The following is a 10778-nucleotide window of genomic DNA, read 5'->3' on the forward strand; positions in this document are numbered from 1 at the left end:
ATAATATGCATTAGGACTTGAAAAAGGACTTGTAGTTCCAACATATCCATAAGCCGCCATTCCTGAAGTCTCTAAATAAGACCAACAAGGCGGGGCATTATTATTAGCAGAACTGCCCGTACTTGTGGTATCAAAGTTTTCAAAATAAGGCACACTAAAAACTCCGCAAGCACTTCGAAAATTCATACAATACGCCCAAGGACCAGGAACTCCATTACAAACCGAACGCATCCAAACATAATACACTGTATTCTGAGTTAGCCCCGAAACAGAGGCAGTAGTTCCAGTTAAAGCCGTCAAATTAGGCGTTGTCGCCGAAGTTGGGACAGCGGTTGCTGAATTGGTATAATACAGATCATAACCTCCTGATGGCACACTCGTAGGCGCTGACCAACTAATATCGGCAGTCGCAGAAGTTATATTGGAAGCAGTAACCGCAGTTGGCGAAAGACAGTCGGTATATTTGCTAACCGAGAAACCAAATATATTGGCTGTCGTACTTGTCCCTGATCGTGTAAGTAATGTTAGGACAACATTCTGGATCAATTTGGATTGGTTAGCCGCATCAATTGCGATAGCGGTTTGATAAATTCTTGGATTAGTCCCACCTCCGTTTTCCAGCGCATCTGTAGTCCTGTTAATTCTTCCAATTCCATTGATTGCAAAATTAGTAGCACCATACCAGTCAGACAGCGATATTGAAGCCACAGATTAAGAAGTTCCATCAGTAAAGTTAATTGTTGCTGAAACTGTACTCGTACCAGACCCCGTTGTAGCAATCATATAAAGTGTTGTTGCTGCAACTGGAGTCGAGAAAACCATTGTACCAGTATCACCAACCGCTGGCATGCGCAACACATTGTTCCCATTATAGCTACCTAATTGGAAAGGCAATCCAGGAGTTGAAGTGACAGCTGATGTAAATAATCCATTGGCTGGGAGTCCATAAGTAAGTGGTGCACTTGAAGAAGTAAGCTGAAAATCCTTCGAAACAAAGGCGAAACTTACCCCATCAACATCGTGAGAAGTGGAAGCTGAGGAACTCCCCACTCCTTCTGCAATTACATCGGCATTAAAGCCTGATGAAATTGTAACTATCTCATAATACTGAGCTTCAGCTGAACCTGCAAAAAGCATTGCTACAACCGCTGATAAATAGGAAATAGTTTTTCTGATCATATTAGATAAATTATGTTTAGTATAACAAATCTAAAGAAAATATTTCATGTATTTTTAGTTGATATTACGAAAATTTAAACAAATTTATTAATTCAATACAAATAATACAAAAACCTCCCTAAAAAAGGGAGGTTCACACACAAATATTTTTTTTCTTATAAGTATTCCTACTCAAAAAAGTATTACATATTTTCTAAAACAACAGCACTCGCTCCACCACCACCATTACAAATCGCAGCTGCACCAAGCTTTCCATTATTTTGCTTCAACACATTAATCAAGGTCACTAAAATTCGAGATCCTGAACTTCCAAGCGGATGTCCTAAAGATACTGCTCCTCCATTAACATTTACTTTTGATTCATCAAGTCCAAGAATTTTATTGTTAGCCAAACCTACTACAGAAAAAGCTTCGTTAAATTCGAAATAATCAACATCTTTAATATCAATATTTGCCTTTCCTAAAGCTATTGGAAGTGCTTTTGCAGGAGCAGTAGTAAACCACTCTGGCTCCTGGGCTGCATCTGCGTAAGAAACCACTTTTGCAAGAGGAGTTAACCCTAACTCTTCCATTTTCTCTTTAGACATCAAAACCAAAGCAGAGGCTCCATCATTAATAGTAGAAGCATTAGCTGCTGTTACCGTCCCTCCATCTCTTTGAAAAGCTGGCGGCAAAGAACCTATTTTGTCAAATTTTACATTTTTGTATTCTTCATCCTCAGATACGATGATTGGTTCACCTTTACGTTGTGGAACCTCTACAGAAACTATTTCATTATTAAATTTACCCGCACTCCAAGCGTCAGCTGACCTTTTATAGGATTGCACTGCGAAATTGTCCTGATCTTCTCTTGAAAATTCATATTTGGAAGCACATAATTCGGCGAAATTCCCCATGTGTTGAGAAGAATATACGTCAATAAGTCCATCTCTCAACATTCCATCCTGCATTTTAATTTCTCCTAATTTCACTCCATTTCTTCCATTAAGGTAATGAGGAATTTGAGACATATTTTCCATTCCACCTGCAACAATCACATCAACATCACCTGCTTTAATCGCTTGTGCCGCCATCATTACTGCCTTCATCCCTGATGCACAAACCTTATTGATAGTTGTACATGGTGTATCCTTCGAAATACCTGCTCCAAGCGCAGCTTGTCTTGCAGGAGCTTGTCCTTCTCCAGCCTGAATTACATTTCCCATGTACACTTCTTGAACCAAGCTTGGGTCCAAATTAATTCGATCTAATGCTCCTTTGATTGCTGTGGCACCCAATTTTGTTGCGGGAACAGTCGATAGACTACCCATGAAACTTCCCATTGGTGTTCTCACCGCTGAAACAATAAATACTTCTTTCATTTTTATTATAATTTATTTAAAATTTAACTCTTTTTCTTACCAACGAACAATAGAATTGCTCCAAAAAACTCAACTATCCAACCCCAACTTAACTTTACAGTGCTTGCAGCCAAATTCTTCCAAGATTCAACTGGTAAAAAATTGAAATATTCCAAAGACTGAAACTTGATCGCAATTAAAGTAAAACAAAAAAGAAGGAGTAATAAAACCGAAGAAATTTTCACCAAAAAACCCTTCTGGAACAAAATACCAGCCAATGCAAGTGCACAAATTGCCCAATTTGCAATCGCCAAATTATGGTCCATTGCCCAATAATCCCAATGTCCAACCACGGGAATCTTTACTAATGGAAGGAAACTCCCAAGGACGACCATTACAAGTCCTATTAATTGTGTTGCTCTCATAAATCTGCTTTGCCAAAATACAAAAAAAAACACACCCGCAAAAAGTGTGTTTTTATTAATATGAATGTTGAAAAATTTAGAATTGCAAATCAAACAGCTCGATTCCGAATTGTAGTCCGTATCTATTCTTCAAAAGAGCATCATCATTAAAAACTCTTGAAAAATCCTTCTTTATAAATATATTGACTCCACCATAGCCAAGACTTATTTTGCCACCAAACAAAAACGGGTTAATTCCATTTTCAACTTTTTGTTGGAAAATATTCTTTCCACTATCTTCATTTGAATATTTATAGTATATCTTGTTCCCAATCTTAAAAGCCCCATAAGCTCCTATTCCAAGTCTAATTTGACGTTTTTTAGCATCGAGATACTTAACACCTTCATAATCTGTATACTTTGGATTAAGCACAAAAGAAAATTCAAGTGGAATCTGTATATACTGAATATTGACAAATGTTCGGTTCTTTTTTATACTTCCACCTGTAAATTCCTGTAAAAATAACTTTCCATCTTCTTGCGAAAAAACATTCGGTCTATGAGTCACATAAGAATCACCTCTATATCCTAATCCATATCTAAAGAAAACAGGACTTTTGTAGGCTCCTACCTGAAACGATCCACGATAATCTAAAACATAGGACCCCGACTGTCCAAACTTGATTTCATCATTATTATTAAAAAAATCGAAAGAAGAAGAATTTTCAGCAGAATTAAGAAAGCCTACACCAAGGACCAATCCATTACTTTTCAAATAATCCTTAGGATGTTTCACTTTCGTTGTAGTCCTTCCAAAAACTGCATCTTGAACAGTTTCTTGAGTTATTGAATCAAGTTTTGTCCTTTGAGAATTTACTTTTTCATTAATAGTAACTTCATAACGATCTGCAATTTCCTTTTTCTGTACTTGATATTCAGATTCCGACATTTTACCATCTTTATACTTTTTCTCCAGTTCATCTAACTCCGAATTCATTTTATCCTTCTCAGAAGTAACAATTTCTTCAATTTGAGTGGTATAAGTCTTAATTTTCTTTTCCAGATGAGTTCCGTCTTGTGCTTTTAAAAATACAGCACCAGCCAAGGCCATCGCTAAAAATAATTTAGTTTTCATAATATTTAATGTTTAAATTTTATACATATTCTTCTATATTGCTCTTTTGGGGAGCAACTATTAGTATTCGTTTTGCATTATAAAAAAATTATTGTGAAACGGACAACTCCACATCCTCAGAATAGACTTGGAAGCCAAGCAATCTTACCGAATTGGGTTTTTTGATGTGTTTTTTTTTAAAATCGATTCTACTTGAAAATCTTTCATTCTTTCTATGTTCATCGGAGGACTTCTCAAGCTCTCTACTAAACAGCAAGTCATTTGATTTTACATAGGTTTGATTTTGAGCCAAAGACTTGTTTTCAGTCGAGTTATTGTCATTAGTTTTTGATTCAACTTGTATTTTGTTTTCTACATCTTGATTTTTCTCTATAACATTATCAACCAATCGTTTTGGATTCTCCTTGATTATGTCTAAAGTTTCATTTCTTGATTGAATTAAACTTCCTGCCAACGGGCGTTCTTTATCTTTATGAGCTTCAGTATGAGTAGATTTACTATTATTAACAACAGCTTTAGAATTTTCAATAGAATCATTTGCAACTATGCTTTGAGATACATTATCAGTGGTAGTTTTTACACTCTCACTTTCAATTTGCGAATCTCCATCATCCTTGTTTGTTGATAATTGATTGGGCAAATTTCCACCCTGATTAAAATACAAAAGTCCACCAACACTCAACATAATCAAAAAGATAGCAGCGTACTTCATCCATCTAAATTTTGATTTAGAAGTAACCTCAGTAGGAATCTCCTCTTCAGAAACCGAATCCAATTGCGACTCCAATCGACCCCACAAATCCTCTGATACTTGCTCTTCAGCTTCATCGTAAGACTTCTTGATGTTATTCCAAATTTTGTCGGACATTTTCACTTTTTTTTAAAAATTCTACGAGCCATTTCTTGGCTTTGTTCAATTGACTTTTGCTGGTACCTTCACTGATATTAAGGATATCAGCAATTTCGTGATGCTTTTTCTCTTCGAAAACATATAGGTTAAACACCAATTTGTAACCTAAAGGCATTTCAGCAAAAATTTCATCGAGATTAACCTCGTCCAATGTTTCATCTTCTATTTCTTCAGGTATATCTTCGATTTCTTCTGAGTTAGCATACAAAACATTTTTGTTTCTTCTTATAAAACTGATAGAATCATTGACAACAATCTTCCTTAGCCAAAAAGGAAAAGATTTCCACTCTTTACATTCATCAATCTTGGTAAAACACTTGAAGAAAGCTTGTATCATCACATCTTCCGCGTCATGAAGATTCCCAACATAAGACTTTGATATGTGGAGCATTTTTCCTGAGAACATTTCGAATAAGGCTTTTTGAGCCGATCTGTCGTTCTGCTTTAGTTGTAGAAAAATATGCTCTAAGTTATTCTCCATTGTGTCTTTCTAATTATAAGACGCAGCGAAATAAAAATGGTTGCCTGAAAAAAGAAAAAAAAATATTTATTCATCGGAATTAGTGGCACCCTTAAACATGACACCAATGGAAAAAGTAAGATGACTTGGATTATTTCTGTAAGCTAAATTATCATAGCCAAATCCAAGTTGATAACCAGCACGAGAAGTGAAATACATCCCAACTTTTTCGACCTTTCCAAGTGTAGCAACTCGAAATGAGAAGTCTAATCCAGGGGTTAAAATATAGAACGCGTCGCGATTGAGATTTTCATAATCGGTAGACTCAATAAGGTTACCTTCTTCATCATAAGACTCGTTGATGTAGTATTCGTTAAGATTAGAAAGTCCAATTACATTGATCCCATTTCCAAGAAAGGCGGACGCAATATAACGTTCGTTTTTCAAAAAATCATACTGAACCAAAGCATTAAATGCAAAATTACTTAGAAAAGTCCGGTCAGTTTCAAAACCATAAATAGAACCAAACTTCCTTCCACTATACATTAGTTCGCCTCCAAGAGAAAGCTGATTTGTTACATAGTAACGGACACCCAATTCTCCGCCTACCATATTCTTGGTTGAAGCTTTTGTAAAGTGCACTCCACCCATAAAGGCAATATCATCTTTTTGTGACCAAACCAAAATCGAAGAAAGTAATAATAGAATAGTAAAAGTTCGTTTCATAACAAGGTGTTTTTTAGTTATCAATAATTTTTAAGTCTTATATAACAAATATATAGTTTGGCTTTCCGAAAATACAAAAATCCGCCAAATTTTAGGTGAATTTTTTATTAACCAAAGCCTTACGATTTTTCGTAAGGCTTGGTATGGAAAAATATGTTTTTACAAGTGCTTAATAAACAAAGTTTTACACTATTAAAAACCGTTTTTATAAGTGTAGACTAAAATTGCAAGCTGTTAGACGTAGCCGCTACGAAGTCGGGAGACTCCGCAGAGCGGGGCAATAACTTTGAGACATTACCTAGCTCTTGTTTTTCCTACAGCTGTTATTAATCCTTAATCCCCCAATTTCTTAAAATAAACTTTTAAATCTGCCGAATCTATTGGAATAGGTATCTCATTAAACTTCCAGCCATTGTAGGTAACTTTGATGCTATCGGAAACTTTATTTTCTCCTAATACAAAACAATTCTCAGGCTTTAAAGAATCGTATATAATTAAATATCTTTCCCCTTTTCTTAGCCTATAAAAGGTCGTTCGATCATAAATATGTCCTTCAACCTGATATTTAAAATCTGTTCCAACACCACGATTGTTTTTATGATGCCAATTACTTGTCATTACTCCTATTGTATATTTTGAATTTTTCAATACATCTTTTGCTTGATAATAAGATGTTAGATAAATCGAAAAGATTAATATTATACAAAGTGCAACAAGAATCAATAACCAATATTTTAATATTATCTTTATCACATTTCTAAAAATCATAATTATCCCAATAAACATCAAAACCATTCATATAAATCGCCGGAAGTATTATTCCTGTAACTGTTCCACCAGGAATACCAACCATGTTTCCGATTGCTCCTGTAAAAGCCTTTCCCGTATTTTTACCAAAATCTTTTTGTACTTGATAGCCTTGTCCTTTACGATATGACCCCCAAACATTATTTGCCGTATTCAAGGTTAAATTGGCAGTGGTCATTTTCGCCATCTGCCCGTAACTTTTTCCTCCTCCTACTAGTGTATTGATGCCAAATTGTCTCCAATCTACCGTTCCCTTAATTGTAGCTTGTGCGGTGAGATCAACTATTCCTCTTTTAATTGCTCCCTTAGCATAAGTACCTATTGCACCATAACCGGATAAAGACGTGTAACCAATAGCAACATAACCCCCTACAATAGCGATTATAATCATAGTGTCCTTCTGCTACCCAAGCCCCCATTTGACTATTAAATACTGCAAGATTATAAGCGCCAAATTGTCCACCAAATGGATTTCTTACACCATTGCCACCTCCTGCTTTTCCCTTAATTACCACCTCTGGAAGTTCCTGTGTAAAATCAGAATTACCTTTTACAAAGTCATTGACCCCCGAAACGCTTCCTCGTTTTTTGAAATATCCCATCAATTGGCTAATTTCATCTGGGTTGGATGTACTGATGTTTCCATTGGAATCACTAGTATAAAGTCCTGTTGGGTCCGAAAAATTTGCAGGATTATTTAGTGAAAAATTGTAAGGAGTTTGGTCTTGGTATGCTTCCGAAAGAGCATCTATTCCTATAAATCTACCCACATCTAGCATATAATGACGAAAGTCCATTGCTGTCATTCCAGTTTCTTGGAGTTCTTTGCCGTTGTATTTGTACTAGATAGGTAGGATTACCAGCTAAGCTGTTATATCCTTGATGCTTTAGTCCAAATGGATAATAATTGTTTTCTTCGAGAACTTCTACTCCGTTACTTCCTCTAAAGTAACTAATTCTTGTGTTGCCTAAATGGTAAACATAGTTTAAATATATGTATTATTTTCGAAATTATAATAGCCTTCTGCTGTGGGTACAAATTGTAATATTTGAGCAGATTTGATTCAACAATTTAATTTTCTCTTGTCTTTGGGTTGGTTAATTGAGGGAAACTCAAAGCCATACGAATATTCGTAAGTCTTTGTATGGAAAAATACATTTACACAAATAGCTGCAAAACAGCGAATTACATTGTAAAGCCTTGTTTTTATAAAAGAAAAACGAAATTAATTGCTGTTAGAGGAAGCCCTGTTAGAGGAAACAAGAGAAATAATTGAGTTGAGAAAAAATATACAGACTAAAAATAGAGTGGAAGAAATAATATAGATTTTTGAATCTATTATTCCGTTAAATAAATACAGATTTTTAACCCATATTACTATTAGCAATAAAGAAGATAGATATACCATTGCTTTTTTATAAAAAAAGGAAGAGGCTAAAAATAATATAAGTATCAAAAGTATCTCTAAAAATAGATTACTAGAATTATTTGGATAATCTGAAAAATTGAAATTTTTCTTAAAATCAAAAAAGTTAAAACTTTCATGCATTATCGAATAGATATTATCAGCATGTTTCCCACTATAAGAAATTTTTATTTTAAGAAATCCATACACGGATAATATACTTAGAATTATACATGTTACCTTACTATTTATAAATTTAAGATCCTTCATCTTATTCTTTTTGATTAATGACTTTAAAGTTTCCCCAATTAACTCTAGATCACCAAAATATAGGATCAACTCCGTTATCAAGCCTATGAATCATAGGTATCAAATATGGAGTAAAAGAATTATCCATATTTGAATGATCTGTTCCAGGCAGATTCAGATTGGCTGATTTCTGGCTATTCAACATAGGTGAAATTATTCTTCCACTAAACACAGAATCTTCTCTAGATTTAACATTTATAATATTTTAAACGATTTTTGAACTTGTTATTGCTTTCGAAACATTATTGGAAAGGGACATTTTTCCTCATGCATTAACATGTACCGGCTCTAGTGCAACGGCCAAATTTATCTTATTCCATTATCGTTTAATAATGTAAGTGCGGTTTCTATATTTCTTCCTCCTGAACTATGTCCAATCAATACAACTTTACCATTTGGGGTTATACTTTTGTAGTTTCTTATTGTTTGAGCTATATCAACAGGAGTGTCACCATTGTCAGAAGATACATAGACGACAACTTTAACCGACGAACACGAGTCCGTGAAATGACTTCACAATGTGGACAACCCTTCGGGACCGGGATCTAATTGCATATTTGGAGGCATATTAGCAAGCAATGTTTTGTGAGTGCATTTAGTGCCATCACTTTGTATAGATGCTCGACCTAAGCCGACAACAACTATTGTTGTTTGCCCTTTATTAAATTCTTCTGCAGAAACAGCCTCAAGTCCTTCTAGCTCTCTATGTAAGGTGCATAGGTAGAGTTATAAGTATACTTTTCTGAAAGCGGATCAATATTAAAGAACCTTCCTACACCAGGCAGGTAATTACGCCACTTAAAGCTATAAAAACCAGTCTCTTGTAACTCTTGTTCTTGGTATTTGTAGTTGTATAACTCCGCTCACATTTTCCAAAAGTTCCTACTCAGGTTTCTTCGTGCGAGGCTTTACACTGTAATCGTCTGCTCTTGCTCGCTTTTCAAATTTAATCATTTTTTCTTTTCAATTGAAAAAAAGATGATAGAGTTGCTGTTAGATGTTGAAAACAATAAAACAGTGCTATATGATTTTAAAAAAGCAAGTAACTCGATTTAAGCAAAACGATTTTTATAAAAACCTGATATTATATTTGCAGTATGGAAGACAAAATCCTTTTTCTCGGAATGCTTTTCCTCGTTATTATGGCGATGGCTGTATTGGTTGTTGTATCAAGCAATGCGGGAAAAGTAAAAAAGTGATTGCGTGAACAATAGTAGCGCAATCACTTCGTTTGATTTAGTTGTTGGAAGTCCGCCTTTGCGGACTTCTTTTGCAAATATATGATTTATTTGCTGGTTCTGGTGGATTATTATACAGAACACAGGCAGGAAAAAATCCCCGCCAAAAAGCCTATATTAACATAAAATGCGGGATATTATGGTCAAAAAAATTGCAAATTTTCGCCCATAATAAATTTTATGTTTCCGCTCCGCAAATAGTCTTTCCCATTGCTAAAATTTTTTCCTGCTCGTGTTCCTCTGATGCTCTGCTTTTGAAAAGAAAAAAATCTGTTGTTGTCGCTGTTGTAAATGTTAAAATGTGGGTAAAATAGCGGTGGATTTCGCTCAGGATTTATCCACATTTTAATATTTGAGCGTTGGCAAAAAGCGTGGGAGCATTTTTCCTATTTTTCGGGTGGGAAGCGTTGGCAAAAAAAGTCTTTTTTCAGCTTGGGGAAAGTTGTTGGAGAAGCGTTGGCTAAAAGCGTTGGAAGCGTAGTTTTTTTTCAAAAACGAAGCGTAGGAAAGCATTTTACATAATCCCAAATTATAGGTATCGTCGGCATTGTGAGGGAAGGAACTGGACGAACTCTCTGTTTTGCGGTGGGTATAACTATAATTTTGATTATGTAACTTGCTGTGGCATTTAAAGCATTGGAAAAGCTTCGGACGAGCTTCAGCGGAAAATGTCTTTTTGTTTTGAGGGCGGGATATTTAACTAAAATGCAAGCGTTGGAGTTTTATTTACTTTATTGGATGGAACTGATTTATTGCGGTTTGTAATGCTTCTATTCCTGTTTCTCTGTATTTTTCAGTAGTGTCTGCGTATTTGTGTCCTGCAAAATATTGGACTTTTCTTAAGTTTTCGCCCTGATCTAATTT

The 10778-nt window shown here is 35.1% G+C and carries 10 protein-coding genes and 2 pseudogenes; all 12 read right to left on the bottom strand.

Annotation, left to right across the window (positions count from 1 at the left end):
* On the bottom strand, window positions 1–708 hold a 708-nt coding region (locus tag AC4AGG_RS13220; RefSeq protein ID WP_489772483.1), incomplete at its 3' end, for a fibronectin type III domain-containing protein.
* A 3-nt stretch (window positions 709–711) separates the two neighbouring features.
* Window positions 712–1179, bottom strand: coding sequence for a hypothetical protein (locus AC4AGG_RS13225; RefSeq protein WP_489772484.1), 468 nt, complete (start codon window positions 1177–1179; stop codon window positions 712–714).
* A 182-nt stretch (window positions 1180–1361) separates the two neighbouring features.
* Window positions 1362–2540 carry an acetyl-CoA C-acyltransferase gene (locus AC4AGG_RS13230; protein WP_489772485.1) on the bottom strand — a complete coding sequence of 393 codons (1179 nt, stop codon included), beginning with the start codon at window positions 2538–2540 and terminating at the stop codon, window positions 1362–1364.
* 23 nt (window positions 2541–2563) lie between these two features.
* Window positions 2564–2944 carry a hypothetical protein gene (locus tag AC4AGG_RS13235; protein ID WP_489772486.1) on the bottom strand — a complete coding sequence of 127 codons (381 nt, stop codon included), beginning with the start codon at window positions 2942–2944 and terminating at the stop codon, window positions 2564–2566.
* A 76-nt stretch (window positions 2945–3020) separates the two neighbouring features.
* Complete coding sequence (locus tag AC4AGG_RS13240; RefSeq protein ID WP_489772487.1) at window positions 3021–4058, bottom strand: porin family protein; 1038 nt, start codon at window positions 4056–4058, stop codon at window positions 3021–3023.
* Between the two features lie 88 nt (window positions 4059–4146).
* Window positions 4147–4926: a hypothetical protein gene (locus AC4AGG_RS13245; RefSeq protein ID WP_489772488.1), complete on the bottom strand. Its 780-nt coding sequence runs from the start codon at window positions 4924–4926 to the stop codon at window positions 4147–4149.
* Window positions 4904–5449 carry an RNA polymerase sigma factor gene (locus AC4AGG_RS13250; RefSeq protein WP_489772489.1) on the bottom strand — a complete coding sequence of 182 codons (546 nt, stop codon included), beginning with the start codon at window positions 5447–5449 and terminating at the stop codon, window positions 4904–4906. The genes AC4AGG_RS13245 and AC4AGG_RS13250 overlap by 23 nt, the downstream gene beginning before the upstream one ends.
* A gap of 66 nt (window positions 5450–5515) precedes the next feature.
* Window positions 5516–6154: a hypothetical protein gene (locus AC4AGG_RS13255; RefSeq protein ID WP_489772490.1), complete on the bottom strand. Its 639-nt coding sequence runs from the start codon at window positions 6152–6154 to the stop codon at window positions 5516–5518.
* A gap of 333 nt (window positions 6155–6487) precedes the next feature.
* The gene (locus AC4AGG_RS13260; protein WP_489772491.1) at window positions 6488–6877 is read right to left on the bottom strand and encodes a hypothetical protein; all 390 of its coding nucleotides are present in this window, start codon (window positions 6875–6877) and stop codon (window positions 6488–6490) included.
* A gap of 34 nt (window positions 6878–6911) precedes the next feature.
* Window positions 6912–7352 carry a hypothetical protein gene (locus AC4AGG_RS13265; protein WP_489772492.1) on the bottom strand — a complete coding sequence of 147 codons (441 nt, stop codon included), beginning with the start codon at window positions 7350–7352 and terminating at the stop codon, window positions 6912–6914.
* A pseudogene (locus AC4AGG_RS13270) lies at window positions 7267–7791 on the bottom strand (RHS repeat-associated core domain-containing protein); the annotation flags it as partial. The pseudogene AC4AGG_RS13270 and the gene AC4AGG_RS13265, both read right to left, overlap by 86 nt.
* Window positions 7792–9371: 1580 nt before the next feature.
* Window positions 9372–9467 (bottom strand): annotated as a pseudogene (locus tag AC4AGG_RS13275) (hypothetical protein); the annotation flags it as partial.
* Window positions 9468–10778 lie beyond the last annotated feature (1311 nt).

This window comes from Chryseobacterium sp. CG10_8, from assembly GCF_058117085.1.

Bases quoted from the DNA above. Each gene is read 5' to 3' on its own strand.
- AC4AGG_RS13225 (WP_489772484.1), bottom strand. From the start codon at position 1,179: ATGATCAGAAAAACTATTTCCTATTTATCAGCGGTTGTAGCAATGCTT.
- AC4AGG_RS13240 (WP_489772487.1), bottom strand. From the start codon at position 4,058: ATGAAAACTAAATTATTTTTAGCGATGGCCTTGGCTGGTGCTGTATTT.
- AC4AGG_RS13265 (WP_489772492.1), bottom strand. From the start codon at position 7,352: ATGATTATAATCGCTATTGTAGGGGGTTATGTTGCTATTGGTTACACG.
- AC4AGG_RS13230 (WP_489772485.1), bottom strand. From the start codon at position 2,540: ATGAAAGAAGTATTTATTGTTTCAGCGGTGAGAACACCAATGGGAAGT.
- AC4AGG_RS13250 (WP_489772489.1), bottom strand. From the start codon at position 5,449: ATGGAGAATAACTTAGAGCATATTTTTCTACAACTAAAGCAGAACGAC.
- AC4AGG_RS13235 (WP_489772486.1), bottom strand. From the start codon at position 2,944: ATGAGAGCAACACAATTAATAGGACTTGTAATGGTCGTCCTTGGGAGT.
- AC4AGG_RS13245 (WP_489772488.1), bottom strand. From the start codon at position 4,926: ATGTCCGACAAAATTTGGAATAACATCAAGAAGTCTTACGATGAAGCT.
- AC4AGG_RS13255 (WP_489772490.1), bottom strand. From the start codon at position 6,154: ATGAAACGAACTTTTACTATTCTATTATTACTTTCTTCGATTTTGGTT.